The following is a 17,197-nucleotide window of genomic DNA, read 5'->3' as shown; positions in this document are numbered from 1 at the left end:
GTGACTAGATGGAAGGCTGTACTAATCATATAGTCTAGCCTTCTATATAACGAGGCAGTTTAGGATAGTAGTTAACCGCATGAATTGGCTTGTCGATAGGTAAAATATAAATTCAACGTACGCCCCCAAAGCACACCGCTAATCAGACCACTTAAAACACCAAAATAAATATTGAACCACAATGAAAATTTCAACTCAGGCTCTATATTCAAAAAAACATTTAATGTGTACTTTGTAAAAAAAGTAATTATCACGAAAATGATAACCCACGGAGTTCCTGGCCAGATAATTAAATGAGAGCCCTCTTTGCTCTTCAACTGACGCCCGCCCCTCGAGAGAGACCAACCAGCCCCATAACCAAGCAGCAACCCCACCGACATCGCAGCCAAGCCCCAGAATAAGAAAGCCAGTTCTTCAATCACCGTGATGCCACCCCACAAGAGAAAAAACAGTGGCATGATGAATAATCCTCTAAGATTCATCTCTCTATCACTTAATGCATTTACCCCTATAAGGACGAGAAAGGAAAACAAAATCCAGACCCATAGAGGGGTCTCTGCTAAAATATTTAACAGCAACATATTGCCATCCTTAATAGAAAACAAAATAATGTTATCTAATGATAATTGTCATATATAATTTCGTTCACGAAATGAACCCCCTGCCAGCCAAAACTATCTTGTAGCGCCCATCTCAAAATAAATTTCAGCCATATCGTGGGAATGCCCATATTCAGGGGGGTAGATATGATGCGGTAATATAAATATGGGTAAAGGTATGATCGTGTTGAAATTACAACTTGCGCCCCAGCCGCTTCTCGATCTGGCGCCGCTCCCACTCCGGGCCAAACAGCTTGAAGGGTTGGTACACACTGATACCATGGGATGCCAATCCTAACCCCCACCCCAGCGCAGGCCACCAGACCCAGATATACTCCGGATTGCTCAGGTAGTTAATAACGAACAACCCGCACATAACTAAAAAATAGCTAACAGCATGGTAATAGAAACCTTTGAGCGCCTCCACATACTTCATCGCGGCCTGCTCTTCCATCGATACTTGCAATACATTTTTATCCATCGTGCCACTCCCTCTCATCTCGCGCTCCTGTTGCGCTGACCCATCCAGTTGAGCCACATCGAGTTCAAAGACAGAGGCCAGGGCCTTGAGAGATTCCAGTCCGGGTTGCTGCCCCTGCTCGATCCGCTGGATAGTGCGAACACTTAAACCAGTCATCGTCGCCAACTGATCCTGGGACCAACCCCGTTGCAATCTCAACTTCCTGACGATCATCTCGAACTCCTTGTGGTAATTGACAGGGCCAGCTTACGGGCTCAGATGTGACAAGCGACACGACAGATGCCTGACATAAACCTGACTTTCCTTTTAAATCAATACATTAAGCTCATCATATCTGCCTTTTTCAAGCACAACCGGTGAGCACTGCAGACAGGTGTCGGTCACCCGACAGCAACCCGGTAAACGCTATCTATTCAAGATAGCGTTTACCGAGGCTCAAACCATGGATTAGAGACTCTGCATCAGCTCGGCAGCGATCTCGAAAGAACGCAACCGGGCCTGATGGTCGACGATGGGGCCATTGAACATCAGCTCATCGGCACGGGTCTCGGCCAGCAGCGCCTTGAGGCCGTGACGCACCCGATCCGGATCGCCGACCAGAGAGCGGGCAAGGGTCTGCTCCATCGCCATCAGTTCGCGGGGTGACCACTCTTCCCCCAGCTCGATCACGGGCGCGGGCAGCTTGCCTGCGTCACCGCGGTAGAGACGCAGGAACTGCTGCTGCACAGTGGTGAACTGGAAGCGGGCCTCCCGCTCGCTGTCGGCGGCGATCATGTTGATGCAGACCACGGCATAAGGCTTGGGCCAGCGCGCCGAAGGGCGGTACTGGGTACGGTAGATCTCCAGCGCCTGCAACAGCAGGGCGGGGGCGAAGTGGGAGGCAAAGCCGAATGGCAGCCCCATGGCCGCCGCCAGCTGGGCGCTGTAGAGGCTGGAGCCCAGCAGCCAGATGGGCAGGTGCAACCCCTGACCCGGCACCGCCTGTACCGCTCCCGCCTCGTCCCCAAAGTAGCTCATCAGCTCGCGCACATCCGCCGGGAACTCGTCCACCTCGCCGCTGCGCTGGCGCCGCAGCGCCTGCATGGTGCGCTGGTCTGTGCCGGGCGCCCGACCCAGCCCCAGATCGATGCGATCCGGATAGAGGGAGGCCAAGGTGCCGAATTGCTCGGCGATCACCAGCGGCGAATGGTTAGGCAGCATGATGCCACCGGCGCCGATCCGCAAGGTGTTGGTGGCACCCGCCAGGTGGCCGATCAGCACAGAGGTGGCGGCGCTGGCGATGCCCGGCATGTTGTGGTGTTCGGCCAGCCAATAACGCAGGTAGCCCCAGCGCTCGGCATGTTGCGCCAACTCGCGCGAACGACGAAACGACTCGGCCGGCTGGGATCCTTCGGGGACGGGCACCAGATCGAGCACGGAATAGGGGATGGCAGACATGGGTCACTCCATTGATTTACAGGCCAGTAACAAGGAGGGCAATGTAGCACGAGATACCTGAATGAATCACGCGACAGGGCATCAAGTGACAAGTTACTCTCTCGTCGCAAGGGCCTTTCCCCGGTCATATCCTGATATTTCTGAGTGGGTTATTGTGTTTTTTGTCATCCTGTTGGCACACTGCAGACTGATCGTCTCTGCAATCGCCCGTGTGACAAGGATGCGTCCATGACAACTGCCAGGCCAGGTCGTAAACCCTTTTATGTGCATATCGCCACCCTCTTCATCCTGCTGTTTACCCTGCTGGGCAGCGCCCTTATCGCCTTGCAGTTCCAGCAAGGGGCGCGCCAGGGGCTGGAGCATGAGCGACAGAACTTTCTGCAATACCGGGAACAGTTGTCCCTCGCGCTCCAGCTGAATGAGCGGCCGGCCCGCATGTCGCTCAGCCTGTTGCGCAGCGGCCAGCTGGCGGCCATGACCAGCCTGGATGATCGCCTGGGCTACCTGCCGCAACTGACGGAGGTGCTGGCCAACAGCCCCAGCTATGGCGCCGTCTACGCCGGCTATGAGGATGGCGACTTCTTTCTGGTGCGCAAGCTGACCGAGCGGGCCAAGACCCAACTGGGCGGCGTGCCGGCCACCAGTACCCTGCTGGTGCAAAGCATCAGTCAGGGCAAGGGGGAGTTTCTCTATTTCGATCAGCGGCTGACCCTGATCGAGCGCAGGGCCATGCCCCACTACCGTTACGATCCCCGCAGCCGCGACTGGTACAAGCAGGCACGCTGGCGCGCGGGGATCGCCACCACCAGCCCCTATCTCTTCTTCACCACCAAGGAGCCGGGTATGACGCTGGCGGTGGAGAGTGATGACAGACGGGCGGTGATCGGGCTCGATACCAGTGTCGAGGGGCTGTCAGCCCTGATCGGCAAGTTGCAGCTACCCGCCCAGAGCCAGGTGATCCTGTTCGACGAATACGCCACCCTGCTGGCCGCAGATCCCAGGCATCTCCCCAGCTTCGAGCAGCTGAGCCAGCTGCCCACGCTGGCCAGCCTGCCCCACCCGGCCCTGCCCGACCTGCAACGGCGGATCATCAGCCAGCCCGCCTTGCTGAGCGACCCGGCGGAGCTCAACCTGACCGCCGCCGATGGCAGTGACTGGCTGATCAACCTCTCCCCCCTTGGGACCGATTCCCCCTTCCATATCGCCCTGCTGGTATCGACCGACCTGCTCTATCAACAGGCTCGTGACGAGGCGCTGGTCAATCTCGGCTGGGCACTGACGGGCCTGCTGTTGCTGCTGCCGGTGATCTGGCTGGTCTCCCGCCGTACCGCCACCCCGCTGCTGGCCCTGACCCAGGAGGCGGAGCGGATCCAGCACTTCGACTTTGGGAAGAGTCAAGTGCCGGAGTCTGCCATTCGCGAGATCGACGATCTGGCCCGTACCATGTCCGGCATGCGACTGACTCTGGGCAATTTCATGAACATGGGCCGCGCGCTGGCGGCCGAGCACCGCTTCGACTCTCTGCTCAACCGCATCCTGCATGAGACCATAGCCGCAGTGCAGGCTGAAGGGGGCTGTCTCTACCTGGCTCAGGAGCAGGGCATGGTGGCGGTAGAGGCGAGCTGGCGACAACAAGCCATGCCTGCCGGGCAAGTCCCCTGGCAGGAAGCGCTGCTCGGCAAGCTGGCCCGGAGCGAGCGACTCACCCTTCCCGTCGACGATCATGTCTGGCGGCAGCATCTGGCGAGCTGGGGCCCCTTCCCCGGCCCGTGCCAGCTGGTGGTCGAGCCTCTGCGCAACCATCGCCAGGAGTTGATCGGCTGCCTGTTGCTGATCCTGCCTGACTGTTCGGCGCGCGAGCTGGCCTCGCGCATCAGCCTGATCGAGGCGCTGGCTGGCACCTCGGCTTCTGCCATCGAGAACCAGCGCCTGCTGGAGGAGCAGAAACAGCTGCTGGAGTCCTTCATCGAGCTGATGGCCGGCGCGATCGACGCCAAGAGCCCCTACACCGGCGGGCACTGCCAGCGGGTGCCGGAGCTGACCCGGATGCTGACCGAGGCGGCCTGTGCACAACAGCAAGGTCCGTTTGCCGATTTTCGGCTCAATGAGGAGGAGTGGGAAGCCATCCATATCGCCAGCTGGCTGCACGACTGCGGCAAGGTCACCACGCCGGAATTCGTGGTCGACAAGGCTACCAAGCTGGAGACCCTCTACGATCGGATCCACGAGATCCGCACCCGTTTCGAGGTGCTCAAGCGCGACGGCTACATTGAAGCGCTGGCGGCGCGCCTGCCGGCATCGGAGCGGGAAGCGGCCAGGAACGAGGTGGCACCGCTCTGGAGCACCCTGGACCAGGAGTTTGCCTTCGTCGCCGAGTGCAACCTGGGAGGTGAGTGGATGGCACCGGAGAAGCTGACACGGCTGAATGCCATCGCCGACCGCACCTGGTTGCGCACCCTGGACGATCGGCTCGGCATCAGCCGGGAGGAGCTCAAGCTGCGCCAGAGCGAGCCGGCCACACCGCTGCCATGCGTCGAGCCCCTGCTGGCGGACAAGCCAGCCCACCTCATTCCCCGTCCCGCCCACGATCAGCTGGACGAACGCAACCCCTGGGGTTTCAAGGTCAAGGTGCCTACTCATCTCTACAACCGGGGGGAGCGCTACAACCTAGCCATCGGCCGCGGCACCCTCACCGAAGAGGAGCGCTACAAGATCAACGAACACATCATTCAGACCATCCGCATGCTGGAGCGGCTCCCCTTCCCACGCCATTTGCGCAGCGTGCCCGAGATTGCCGGCGGCCACCACGAGCGGATGGACGGCAAGGGCTATCCACGCCAGCTGCTGGGCAGCCAGATGAGCATCCCGGCCCGCATCATGGCCATCGCCGACATCTTCGAGGCGCTGACTGCGAGCGATCGCCCCTACAAATCGGGCAAGACGGTGTCCGAGTCGCTGGCCATCATGCAGAGCATGGTACGTGAGCAGCACATCGATCCCGCCCTGTTTGCCCTGTTTGTCAGCAGCGGCATCTGGCGCGACTACGCCGTGCGCTTCCTCGCCCCCGAGCAGCTGGACCAGGTGGATGAAACAGCCCTGCTGGCCACACTGGCATAGGGGCGGGTCATATTTTCTTACATTTGCGGACTGGCCTGAGCACACCGCGCTGGTTATAACAGTGCCCCTATAGCGAAGGGGGAGCAATAGACTCCCCCTCACTCTTTGTCACACCACACTGTTCAGGTTATCTATGTCAAAACATCTCATCCTGCTGGGCACACTGACGCTGTCCGGCTGCTCACTGTTGTTGCCTCCCCCACCCACCGTCACCCCGGTACACCTGGCCGACACCAACCAGCGCGGCTTCTACATTGAGTGCGGCAGCATGACGGCCTGCTTCCAGCAGGCCAACCAGACCTGCCCGCAGGGCTACAAGGAGACGGATCGCCGTCAGCAGACGCTCTACTCCACCCAGTACACGGCGGGTAGCTACGACGACGAGAAGAAGGTCTACAAGGCCGGCAAGCCCTATCGCATGACCAACACAGTCCATTCGCTGACCATTCAGTGTCCTACGGACTTGAATATCGCGCCTCGCTAGCAAGAGCCGGCAACGAAAAAGGGGCCTCGGGTCCCTCTTCAATTGCGGCTAAACCGTCTCAACGCGCCGCCTTGGCATACTGGCGGGCAAGCTCGCGGCTCATGGCTTCTCGCATCTTGAACTTCTGCAACTTGCCGGTCACCGTCATGGGGTACTCCTCCACGAAGCGGATGTATCTTGGCACCTTGAAGTAGGCGATACGGGCCGAGAGGAAGTGCTTGATCTCCTCCTCGCTGACCTCATGCTGCGGCCTGAGCTTGACCCAGGCGCATACCTCCTCGCCGTAGCGCTCGCTGTCGACCCCGAACACGGCCGCATCCTGCACCGCCGGATGGTCGTAGAGCAGCTCCTCTATCTCGCGCGGGTAGATGTTCTCGCCACCACGAATGATCAACTCCTTGCTGCGCCCGACGATCTGCACATAGCCCTCTTCGTCCATGATGCCGATATCTCCCGAGTGCAGCCAACCCTCCTGATCTATCGTCTCTGCCGTCTTGGCAGGATCCTGCCAGTAACCCTGCATCACGCCGTTGCTGCGACAACAGATCTCGCCACGTTCACCGATAGCGACAGTCTCACCACTCAGATCGACCAGCTTGATCTCGGTATGATCGAGGGCCCTGCCGACCGTGGTGACCCGCTTGTCCAGCGGCGCATCAATGGCGGTCATATGGTTGATGGGGCTGCACTCGGTCTGGCCGTAAGCGATGGTTACCTCGGTCATGTGCATCAGAGTCTGCACCTTGCGCATCAAGGGCTCGGGGCAGATGGCCCCCGCCATGATGCCGGTACGCAGGGAGGAGAGATCGAACTCACCAAAGCCGGGCAGCTCCAGCTCGGCAATGAACATGGTCGGTACGCCATGCAGGGCTGTGCAACGCTCCTCGCTCACCATCTGCAGGGTCGCCACAGGATCGAATGCCTCCGATGGAAACAGAGCGCAGGCCCCCACACTGATGCAGACCAGATTGCCGAGCACCATGCCGAAACAGTGATAAAGCGGAACCGGAATACAGAGCCTGTCCTGCTCGCAGAACGCCATGCCCCGCGCCACCTGACGGCCGTTGTTGAGTATGTTGCTATGGCTTAACGTTGCCCCCTTGGGATTGCCCGTGGTGCCCGAGGTAAATTGAATGTTGATGGCGTCATCGGGTTTGAGGGTGGCCGCGATCTGCACAAGCCGGGCCGGATCCTGCTGGTCCCCCAACGCCAGCACCTCGGGGAAGTTGAGCATGCCCGGGGTGGTCTCCTCACCAAGCCGGATCACCATTTCCAGACTCGGCAAGCGGGCGCTGACCAGCTGCCCGGGCGATGAACTGAGCAATTCCGGGGCCAGCTCATTAAGCATCGCCAGGTAGTCGCTGCCCTTGAAGACACTGGCACAGATGAGGGCACGACAACCCACATTGTTGATGGAAAATGCCAGCTCATGACTACGGTAGGCAGGGTTGATGCAGACCATGATGGCGCCGATGCGAGCGGTGGCAAACTGCACCAGACACCATTCTATGTTGTTCGGTGACCAGATGCCGACCCTGTCACCCGGTCGAATGCCGAGTGCCAGCAAGCCCAGCGCCAACCTGTCTATCTGGGTCAGGTATTCACGGTAGTTCCAGCGGATCTGCTGGTGACGCACCACAACAGCGGGCCGATCGGGAAAGCGTTCGGCTATCTCTTGCAGATATTCGCCTATGGTCTGATGGAGCAGGGGCTGATCGCAGGGACCGGCCCGGTAGCTGAGCAGTGAGGTCATGGGGTAACTCCTGGTCGCGTTTGATTGGAATTGCCTACTGCTCGGCTGGCACACTTTTCAGATTGTTAAGTTAATGTAAAAACACGTCATTAAAAAGACTCCCTTTGGTCTAATATCCACCATGACAAACGGTCAACCGAGGTTGACCGTTTTTCATCCAAGGCAACAGCCCTAGAACAACAGATGCGCTACACCGGCGATGACCGGCAGAGTGACAAGGGTACGCAGCAGGAAGATCACGAACAGCTCCCACAGCTTGACCGGTATCTTGCTGCCCAGCAGCAAAGCGCCAACTTCTGACATATAGATGAGCTGAGTGACTGACATGGCGGCGATCACGAAACGCGTGATATCGCTCTCTATGGTCGATGCCAGCACAGCAGGGATGAACATGTCGGCAAAGCCCACCATGATCGTCTTGGACGCCGCCTCGGCTTCCGGCAGTTGCAGCAGCTCCAGCAAGGGCACAAATGGCGCCCCCAGCCAGTTGAAGAGGGAGGTGTGCTCGGCCAGCATCAGGGCGCAAGTCCCGATGGCCATCACCACCGGCAACACGCCGAACACCATGTCGAGTGCGTTCTTCACTCCTTCTCGCGCCACTGCGCCCATGTCCGTCATGCTCTCGGCCTTGGTCAGGGCCCGCTCATAGCCATAGCTCAGCACGCTGTGCTGATGAGGAACTGACTCCTGCTGGCGGCATAGGGGGGTTCCATCGGCATAGACGTCCTTCTTCCAGGAGAGCGGCGGCAGGCGCGGCACGACTATGGCAGCCACCACACCCGCCAGGCAGACCGTCAGGTAGAAGGGCACGAACATGTGCTCCAGCCTCACCTGCGAGATCACCACCAGACAGAAGGTGATGGAAACCGCCGAGAAGGTGGTGCCGATGACGGCGGCTTCGCGTTGGGTGTAGAACTTGCCTTCATACTGTTTACTGGTGAGCAGGATGCCGACACTACCATCCCCCAGCCAGGAAGCGAAGCAATCCACCGCGGAGCGACCCGGCAACCGAAACACGGGGCGCATGATGCGAGTCATCATGGTGCCGACGAATTCCAGCAGGCCGAAATCCAGCAACAGAGGCAACAACAGGCCGGCGAAGATGAATACCGAGAACAGCACAGGCAGCAGATCGTGCAGCACCAAGCCGCCGGTCGCATCTGAACGCAGGGCCGCCGGGCCCGCCTCGAAGAAGGTCAGCAACACGAACACGCCACCCAGCACCCGCACGCAGGCCCAGAAGGGAGAGACATTGAACAGGCTGTTGAGGAAGGGGCGTCGCACCAGAATGGCCGGCTTGAACAACCAGGTGATCAGCGTCATCAACATGGTGGTGGTGATGATGGCACTGACCATGGCCACCAGATAATCGGCAAATACCGTCTGCACCAGCTTCGCCAGCACAGCAACAGGTATGGTGACATTACCGTCATAGATGACGGGGGTCATGAACAGCAGGATCCCGACGAGTGACGGGACCAGGAACATCAGCACGTTGCGACGGGTATTGAGCGCAGGTGCTTGCAGAGTCTTTTCCAGCATGGTCTACAGCCTTAATGTTACTTTTCCTTAGCCAGGCCACCTTGCATATTCATGCTCTCGCCCGGCAAAACGGGCGCAAGAATACTCCAATAAAATGCACAAACAAGCCTTTAACGGATCATTTAAAGCATAAATATTTTAACAGGCAAACCTTCCATAAGAATGACCCAAAACAGATATGCATATCAATTCATCAAGAATGGTTAGCATATTGTTTCAATTAGGTTGCATTCAGGTGCGCAGTATAATCAGTTGCGGTTGGCAGGCAATAAGTGACATAAGAAATATATCTATAGGGTGATCAGGCTAGTCTGGATGACCCTCATAGAAAAACCGGAGTCTGTTGCCAGACTCCGGTTTTTCTCATCGATGGGCAGATATGCCACACCGATCAGGCAGGACCGCGTGATCAGTCACGAACATAGATGACTTCAACGCCATCATCTTCGTCATCATCCCAGTCGTCGTCATCGTCGAGGGTCTCATCGAAGGCCAGGGAAGCCGCTGCGGCCTCCGCTTCGGCCTGGGCCAGCTGATTCTTGTGGTAATCATCCCACTTGAACTCCACCTTCTCGATGGCCTCTTTGGCATCTTCGACCAGCGTGCGCGGCATGGTATCCAGCAGATCCAGGATGTCGTAGCACACCTTCTTGGTGCCTTCCTTGCTGATGGCAGTGATCTGGTAGACAGGGCCTTCGTATGCCAGCGCAGCCTTGACGCGCTCCATCACCTCGACCGCTTCTTCTTCCAGGATCAGATCCATCTTGTTGAATACCAGCCAGCGCGGCTTGCTCGCCAGCTCGGGGCTGTATTTTTCCAGCTCCTTGACGATAGTCACGGCATTCACGGCCGGATCGGAGCCATCTACCGGGCAGATATCCACCAGGTGGAGCAGCACGCGGCAACGCTCCAGGTGCTTGAGGAAGCGGATCCCCAGACCTGCGCCTTCGGCGGCACCCTCGATCAGACCCGGAATGTCAGCAATCACGAAGGAGCGGGAGTTCTCGCCACGCACCACGCCCAGGTTAGGTACCAGGGTGGTGAAGGGGTAGTCAGCCACTTTCGGACGGGCCGCAGAGACGGCGCGGATAAAGGTGGACTTGCCCGCGTTGGGCAGACCCAGCATGCCGACGTCGGCCAGCAGCAACAGTTCCAGCTTCAGGGTACGTACTTCACCCGGCGTACCGCTGCTCTTCTGGCGCGGCGCCCGGTTGACGGAGCTCTTGAAGCGGGTGTTGCCCAGACCGTGGAAACCACCCTTGGCAACCATCAACTTCTGACCATGAGTGGTCAAGTCGCCCAGTCGCTCACCGGTATCTTCATCACTGGCGCGAGTTCCGACCGGAACACGCAGCACTTTGTCTTTGCCACGATGACCGGTACAGTTGGCACTGCGGCCGTTCTCACCGCGCTCGGCCGCATGGAAGCGTTCGAAGCGGTAATCGATCAGGGTGTTCAGGTTTTCATCGGCAATCAGATAGACATCGCCGCCATCGCCACCGTCTCCGCCATCCGGACCACCGTTGGGAATATACAACTCCCGGCGAAAACTGACACAACCGTTACCACCGTCACCGGCATCGACTCGAATCTGGACTTCATCAACAAACTTCATAGGTAACCGTCACCTTAATTCGAAAAACCGATACGCAATTATAGTGGTACAGGCCCCTGCGGGCGATACGCATCTTAGCGATGAATGCCTCGCGCAACACCAGGCACATCTGCGTTCCGTTTTTTCGTAAACTGCGTCAGAAAAACAAAAGCCCCGCCTGTTGGCGGGGCTTCGGATCCTTGCGGTCCGTAATTACTCAGCAACGATGCTAACGTACTTACGGTTCAGCGGACCTTTAACTTCGAACAGGATCTTGCCGGTCGCTTTCGCGTACAGGGTGTGATCGGTGCCCAGACCAACGTTGGTGCCAGCGTGGAACTTGGTACCACGTTGACGAACGATGATGCTGCCTGCCAGAACTGTTTCGCCACCGAAACGCTTAACGCCAAGGCGTTTAGCTTCAGAATCGCGACCGTTGCGGGATGAACCGCCAGCTTTTTTGTGTGCCATCTATCGGACTCCTCTAATTAAGCGCTGATGCCAGTGATTTTGACTTCAGTGAACCACTGACGGTGGCCCGCTTGCTTACGATGGTGCTTACGACGACGGAACTTGACGATAGTCACTTTCTCGCCACGGCCGTGAGCCACAACTTCAGCTACAACCTTGCCACCTTCAACGAAAGGAGCACCTACTTTAAAAGTGTCGCCTGCAGCAACCATCAGAACTTCGTTGAAGTCGATGGTAGCGCCAGTCTCAACGTTCAGCTTTTCCAGACGAACGATTTGACCTTCGGCCACACGGTGTTGTTTTCCGCCGCTTTGGAATACCGCGTACATTTGATTAACTCCGTAAAGGCGTGTCATTTGCTCAAGGCCAGACACGCGCAAAAACCTATAACAATGGGCCGGCATTCTACGCAAATCGATTTGCTCAGGCAAGGCCAATTTAGCAAAAAGTTTATTTTGTGCGCATATCTGCCGCCGTGAATAAACGCTTAACTGTAACCCATTGTGAAATCGTGTAGAATCCCCGCCATTGCTAAAACCGCAGTTATTGCTGCCGTCACGTTACGAGACTTATGGACCAACAGACTATCCGTGCGCTCTGTGCCGCCGACATGACGGCGGTCAATGAACTGATCCTGGCGAGACTCCAGTCCGATGTCAGCCTGATCAACCAGCTGGGTTTCTATATTGTCAGTGCAGGCGGGAAACGGATGCGCCCCATGCTGACAGTGATGGCCGCCCGCGCACTGGGATACGAAGGTCAGGATCATCTCAAGCTCGCCGCCATCATAGAATTCATTCACACCTCTACCCTGCTGCACGACGACGTGGTCGACGAATCCGACCTGCGCCGCGGCCGGGAGACAGCCAACGCCCTGTTTGGCAATGCTGCCAGCGTGCTGGTGGGTGACTATCTCTACAGCCGCTCCTTCCAGATGATGAGCGAGCTCTCCAACCTCAAGGTGATGGAGATACTGTCGGATGCCACCAACACCATCGCCGAAGGCGAAGTGTTGCAGCTGATGAACTGCAACGATCCGGACACCACGGAACAGAGCTACATGACGGTCATCTATTGCAAGACCGCCAAGCTGTTCGAGGCCGCGACTCGCCTCGCTGCCGTGCTGACCCATCAGCCTGAACCCGTTGAGCAGGCCATGACCGACTATGGCAAGTATCTGGGTACCGCCTTCCAGATCATCGACGACGTGATGGACTACTGCTCCCAGAGCGATGAGATGGGCAAGAACGTCGGTGACGATCTGGCCGAAGGCAAGCCAACCCTGCCGCTGCTGCGGGCCATGGAAGTGGGTTCGCCCGAAGAGCGTCAGCTGGTGCGCGATGCCATCGAGCACCGCAACGGCATGGAGCATCTCGACCGGATCCTGGCCATTCTGGATCGCACCGGTGCGCTGGAGTACGCCCGCATGCGGGCCCGGGAAGAGGCCGACAAGGCCATCGCTGCGCTCGCCGTCCTGCCGGACTCCCAGCACAAGCAGGCGCTGGAAACCCTGGCCCAGATGGCAGTACAGCGCAACGCCTGAGCCAACGGCTCCTGCTGGATGAAAAAGAGGCCCTTTGGCCTCTTTTTTATTGTCTGCGCTTTAGTGCCAGCAAAATGGCTCAATGGCTCAGCATCCAGAGGATCACTGCGCCCGCCACCACCAGCGAGCCACCGATACGGCGCAACTGCTCGGGTGGCTGATCGCTGAGCAGCCGCAACATCTGCTGCCAGGCCTTCGGCATCAGCAGGGGGCCAAGCCCTTCAAACAGCAATAGCAGCCCCAATCCCATCAACATGGATGTCAGCATTCCAGCTCCTTGCACAAAAAAGCCGCCCGTATCGGCGGGGTCTGGCGCCATAAAGCAAAAGGGCCTGAATCATCAGGCCCTTTGGTCTTATTGCTTGTCTCTTACTGCTTGGTGCCGTGAGGAGACTTGAGGTAGCGGAAGAACTCGCTGTCTGGTTTGAGCACCATCAGGTCGTTGCCACCGGCAAAACTCTTGCGATAGGCCTCCATGCTACGCACGAAGCTGAAAAACTCGGGGTCTTTCTTGTAGCTGTCGGCATAGATCTTGGCGGCTTCGGCATCCCCTTCACCACGCAACTGACGCGCATTACTCTCTGCGTCGGCGATCATGACGGTCACCTTGCGGTCGATATCGGCACGCAGGATTTCTGCCTGCTCGCGACCCTGAGAGCGATGCTCACGAGCTACTGCAGTCCGCTCGGCACGCATCCGCTGATAGATGGAGCTGGAGACTTCCACCGGCAGGTTGATCTGCTTGATCCGCACATCCACCACCTTGATGCCGAGCTCGGAGGAGCGCGCCATCTTCATCAGGGCATCTTCCATCACGGTACTGCGCTCACCAGAGACGATGTCCTTGATGGTGCGGTTACCGATCTCGGAGCGCAGACCGTTGTTGATCTTGCGCTTGAGCAGGTCTTCGGCCTGGATCTTGTTGCCACCACCGGTTGCCAGGTAGTACTTGGAGAAGTCCTCGATCTTCCACTTCACGTAGGAGTCGATGATGAGGTCTTTCTTCTCCGAGGTGACGAAGCGATCCGCCTGGCCTTCCAGGGTCTGGATGCGGGCATCCATCTTACGAACCTGATCGATGAGCGGCACCTTGAAGTGCAGGCCCGGCTCATAGAGCCGTGGCTCGCCGGATTCAATCCGCTTCACCTTGCCAAATTGCACCACTATCCCCTTCTGACCTTCATCAACGATAAAGACAGAAGAGAAGCAGACCATTGCGGCTACAGCGATGACACCAATAGCTATTTTTTTCATCTATTAGTTTCTCCCTGAGCTGAAACGGTCACCGCTACGCAGCGGAGTCGGTGTGGAGTTGGCACCTTCATTGGACGGCGGAGTCTGCTCCACCACAGGTGTACCAGCCGGACGAGCCGGTTGCACCGCATTCGCCTTGCCAGACAGCTTGTCGAGCGGCAGATAGATCATGCTGTTGTTACCAGCCGGCATGTCCACCACTACCTTGTTAGCCTGTTGATAGAGCTCTTCCATGGTTTCCAGGTAGATACGCTCACGAGTCAACTCGGGCGCAGCCTGATACTGGGGCAGCAACTCATTGAAGCGAGCCACTTCACCCTTGGCCTTCAGTACGATCTGGGACTTGTAACCTTCGGCTTCCTGTTCCAGACGCTTGACTTGACCACGGGCCTTTGGCTCCACTTCACGGGCATAGGCTTCCGCTTCACGAATGAAGCGCTGTTCATCTTCCTGAGCGGAGATGGCGTCATCGAAGGCGTCTTTCACCTCTTCCGGCGGACGTGCCGGCAGGAAGTTGACGTCAACGATTTGCAAACCCATCTGATAGGGTTCGATGATGCCATCGATCACCTGCCAGGTTTCCTGACGAACCTTTTCCCGACCCGTGGTCAGGACATCATCCATCTTGGTGTGGCCTACAACATAACGCAGGGCACTGTCGGTGGCCTGACTCAGGCTCTCATCAGCATTGGTGACGCTGAACAGGTACTGCTCGGGATCGACCACGCGATACTGCACGTCCATCTCAACCCGCACCACGTTCTCGTCCTGGGTCAACATGAAGCCGGAGGCCGGCAGGGAACGTACAGATTCGACGTCCACCGGGATAACCCGGTCGATGAAAGTCGGTTTCCAGCGCAGACCCGGATCCACGTTATGGGAATACTCCCCAAAACGCAGCACCACGCCCCGCTCGGCTTCGCGAATGGTATAGAAGCCGCTGACGACCCATACCACCACGGCCACGACCAGCGCGATAGAGAGACCAAAACGGCCCATCTCGCCACCTGACTTGCCACCACCCAGCAAACCACCAAAACGGCGGCTTACCTTGCGCAACATCTCGTCCAGATCAGGGGGTCCCTGATTCTTGCCGTTGTTCCCCCAAGGGTCACGGTCTTTGCCGTTGTTTCCAGGCTCATTCCAAGCCATCAGCATCTCCATTAATACAAGCGGATGGATATCAACTCTATCTGGTCATCAATCGTTGATGAAGTCTAATAAGCATTCATCTTCATCGACGAATCAATGCCTGATAAAGCGTTGTAAATTCTCGCCTTCCTGTTTCACGAGGCGGTTCCAGTCGGCCAGTTGCAGGCGAACTTGCAACACAAAATCCCCCTCCTCGCTGAAACCTTCCTGCTCAATGCCTTTCAGACGATAGAGCGCACTGCGCAATCTGGCGGCCGAAGGGGGCAACTGCAGGGTGTGATGCACCATGGAGCCGGCCAGCAACTCGGTCAGAGCCGCAAACAGGTATTCACAGCCTTCACCTGTCTGGGCAGACAACCAGAGCCGCACCGGGCGTCCCTCATCATCCCGCTCCAGACCCGCCGGACGATCGGCCAGCTTGTCGATCTTGTTGCAGATCATTAGCTGGGGTCGGTCGTCGGCCTCAATCTCGGCCAATACCTGCTGCACCGAATCGATATTTTCCTGCATCTGCTCATCGGCACAATCCACCAGGTGCAGCAGCAAGTCCGCTTCACGGGTCTCTTGCAGCGTCGCCTTGAAGGCCGCGACCAGATCATGGGGCAAGTGTCGAATAAATCCAACTGTATCCGCCAGGATCACATCACCCACATCCCGAATCACCAATTTACGCAGGGTGGGATCCAGTGTTGCGAACAATTGGTCGGCAGCATACACGCTGGCAGCTGTAAGTTGGTTGAACAAAGTAGACTTTCCGGCGTTGGTGTAACCCACCAATGAAACGGTCGGTATCTCATTGCGGTTACGGGCGCGACGACCCTGTTCCCGCTGTTTGGCCACTTTGTCGAGCCTGCGCAAAATCGCCTTGATGCGTTCACGCAACAGGCGGCGGTCGGTTTCCAGCTGAGTTTCACCCGGGCCGCGCAGCCCGATCCCGCCCTTCTGACGTTCAAGGTGGGTCCAGCCTCGCACCAAGCGAGTAGAAAGATGGCGTAACTGGGCCAGTTCGACCTGCAACTTGCCTTCGTGAGTACGGGCGCGCTGGGCAAAGATATCGAGGATAAGGCCGGTTCTGTCCACAACCCGACACTGGAACAGGCGTTCCAGGTTGCGCTCCTGGGCAGGGGTCAGGGCATGGTTGAAGATCACCACGTCTGCGCCCAGCATCTGCACCTGGGACGCGATCTCTTCAGCCTTGCCGCTGCCGACAAAAAATTTGGCGCTGGGTGCACTGCGGTTGGTGGTGACCACCCCCAACGCATAGACCCCAGCCGAGCTCACCAACATTTTGAGCTCTTCCAGATCCTCTCGCTCACCCTCATCGCTGAAGTTGACATGTACCAGAACGGCCTGTTCGCCGGCTTCATAACGGTCAAACAAGCGCTTGCTCCTCGACAGGAATCATGATGAATCTGGGCTGGCGAGTCGTCTCGCCTCGGGATATCACGCCTCGGCTTCACCCTGTTCTTCGCCAGCTGCGCCAGGAACGTGCTGGTGATGGTTGACGGCACGAGCCGGCACCACGGTGGAAATGGCGTGCTTGTAGACCATCTGGCTCACGGTGTTCTTCAGCAAAATGACAAACTGGTCAAACGATTCGATCTGACCCTGCAGTTTGATGCCGTTCACCAAATAGATAGAAACAGGAATCCGCTCACGGCGCAGCGCATTCAAAAACGGGTCTTGGAGAGATTGCCCCTTAGCCATCTTCTTTTCCTTATAGTTTGTTGTTTTTAAACACCGGATATCAATATAACAACCTGATTATAC

At 57.6% G+C, this 17,197-nt stretch carries 16 protein-coding genes; 3 read left to right on the top strand and 13 right to left on the bottom strand.

The window, feature by feature from the left end; genetic code table 11:
* Positions 1–71: 71 nt before the first annotated feature.
* From ACW5XD_RS00245 to ACW5XD_RS00235, 3 genes are all read right to left on the bottom strand, one after another.
* Positions 72–581, bottom strand: a complete 510-nt coding sequence (locus ACW5XD_RS00245) for a DUF6622 family protein (RefSeq protein ID WP_456493103.1) — start codon at positions 579–581, stop codon at positions 72–74.
* A gap of 211 nt (positions 582–792) precedes the next feature.
* Entirely contained in the window at positions 793–1,293 is a 501-nt protein-coding gene (locus ACW5XD_RS00240; protein ID WP_058053072.1) for a 2TM domain-containing protein, read from the bottom strand.
* Positions 1,294–1,527: 234 nt separating this feature from the next.
* Positions 1,528–2,517, bottom strand: coding sequence for a luciferase-like monooxygenase (locus tag ACW5XD_RS00235; protein ID WP_456493102.1), 990 nt, complete (start codon positions 2,515–2,517; stop codon positions 1,528–1,530).
* 144 nt (positions 2,518–2,661) lie between these two features.
* Between ACW5XD_RS00235 and ACW5XD_RS00230 the strand changes: the two genes are divergently transcribed.
* Both ACW5XD_RS00230 and ACW5XD_RS00225 read left to right on the top strand, forming a co-directional pair.
* Positions 2,662–5,634, top strand: a complete 2,973-nt coding sequence (locus ACW5XD_RS00230; RefSeq protein WP_456493101.1) for an HD domain-containing phosphohydrolase — start codon at positions 2,662–2,664, stop codon at positions 5,632–5,634.
* Positions 5,635–5,767: 133 nt separating this feature from the next.
* A complete protein-coding gene (locus tag ACW5XD_RS00225) occupies positions 5,768–6,118 on the top strand; it encodes a hypothetical protein (protein ID WP_456493100.1) in 351 nt (116 codons plus the stop codon).
* Positions 6,119–6,176: 58 nt separating this feature from the next.
* Here the strand turns inward: ACW5XD_RS00225 and ACW5XD_RS00220 are convergent, their stop codons facing one another.
* The 5 genes from ACW5XD_RS00220 to rplU all read right to left on the bottom strand — a co-directional run bounded on the left by ACW5XD_RS00220 (position 6,177) and on the right by rplU (position 11,807).
* Complete coding sequence (locus ACW5XD_RS00220; RefSeq protein ID WP_456493099.1) at positions 6,177–7,871, bottom strand: AMP-binding protein; 1,695 nt, start codon at positions 7,869–7,871, stop codon at positions 6,177–6,179.
* Between the two features lie 171 nt (positions 7,872–8,042).
* Positions 8,043–9,413, bottom strand: coding sequence for a YjiH family protein (locus ACW5XD_RS00215; protein WP_456493098.1), 1,371 nt, complete (start codon positions 9,411–9,413; stop codon positions 8,043–8,045).
* Between the two features lie 409 nt (positions 9,414–9,822).
* Positions 9,823–11,028 carry an Obg family GTPase CgtA gene (gene cgtA / locus ACW5XD_RS00210; protein WP_456493097.1) on the bottom strand — a complete coding sequence of 402 codons (1,206 nt, stop codon included), beginning with the start codon at positions 11,026–11,028 and terminating at the stop codon, positions 9,823–9,825.
* A gap of 192 nt (positions 11,029–11,220) precedes the next feature.
* The gene (gene rpmA / locus ACW5XD_RS00205) at positions 11,221–11,478 is read right to left on the bottom strand and encodes a 50S ribosomal protein L27 (protein ID WP_005311678.1); all 258 of its coding nucleotides are present in this window, start codon (positions 11,476–11,478) and stop codon (positions 11,221–11,223) included.
* A gap of 17 nt (positions 11,479–11,495) precedes the next feature.
* Positions 11,496–11,807, bottom strand: a complete 312-nt coding sequence (gene rplU / locus ACW5XD_RS00200; RefSeq protein WP_005304210.1) for a 50S ribosomal protein L21 — start codon at positions 11,805–11,807, stop codon at positions 11,496–11,498.
* Positions 11,808–12,049: 242 nt separating this feature from the next.
* Between rplU and ispB the strand changes: the two genes are divergently transcribed.
* Positions 12,050–13,021, top strand: coding sequence for an octaprenyl diphosphate synthase (gene ispB, locus ACW5XD_RS00195; RefSeq protein WP_456493096.1), 972 nt, complete (start codon positions 12,050–12,052; stop codon positions 13,019–13,021).
* 79 nt (positions 13,022–13,100) lie between these two features.
* Here the strand turns inward: ispB and ACW5XD_RS00190 are convergent, their stop codons facing one another.
* The 5 genes from ACW5XD_RS00190 to hfq form a co-directional block, all read right to left on the bottom strand.
* Positions 13,101–13,289 (bottom strand): DUF2065 domain-containing protein, encoded by a 189-nt coding sequence (locus tag ACW5XD_RS00190; RefSeq protein WP_456493095.1) that lies wholly within the window; start codon positions 13,287–13,289, stop codon positions 13,101–13,103.
* A 101-nt stretch (positions 13,290–13,390) separates the two neighbouring features.
* Positions 13,391–14,275, bottom strand: coding sequence for a protease modulator HflC (gene hflC / locus ACW5XD_RS00185; RefSeq protein ID WP_456493094.1), 885 nt, complete (start codon positions 14,273–14,275; stop codon positions 13,391–13,393).
* A gap of 3 nt (positions 14,276–14,278) precedes the next feature.
* Complete coding sequence (gene hflK, locus ACW5XD_RS00180; protein ID WP_456493093.1) at positions 14,279–15,427, bottom strand: FtsH protease activity modulator HflK; 1,149 nt, start codon at positions 15,425–15,427, stop codon at positions 14,279–14,281.
* A gap of 93 nt (positions 15,428–15,520) precedes the next feature.
* The gene (hflX, locus tag ACW5XD_RS00175) at positions 15,521–16,807 is read right to left on the bottom strand and encodes a ribosome rescue GTPase HflX (RefSeq protein WP_456493092.1); all 1,287 of its coding nucleotides are present in this window, start codon (positions 16,805–16,807) and stop codon (positions 15,521–15,523) included.
* A 63-nt stretch (positions 16,808–16,870) separates the two neighbouring features.
* Entirely contained in the window at positions 16,871–17,134 is a 264-nt protein-coding gene (hfq, locus tag ACW5XD_RS00170; protein WP_005311664.1) for an RNA chaperone Hfq, read from the bottom strand.
* Positions 17,135–17,197 lie beyond the last annotated feature (63 nt).

This window comes from Aeromonas enterica (assembly GCF_054052465.1).
Note: the sequence above shows the minus strand (reverse complement) of the source record. Positions and strands in the feature narration are given on the sequence as shown.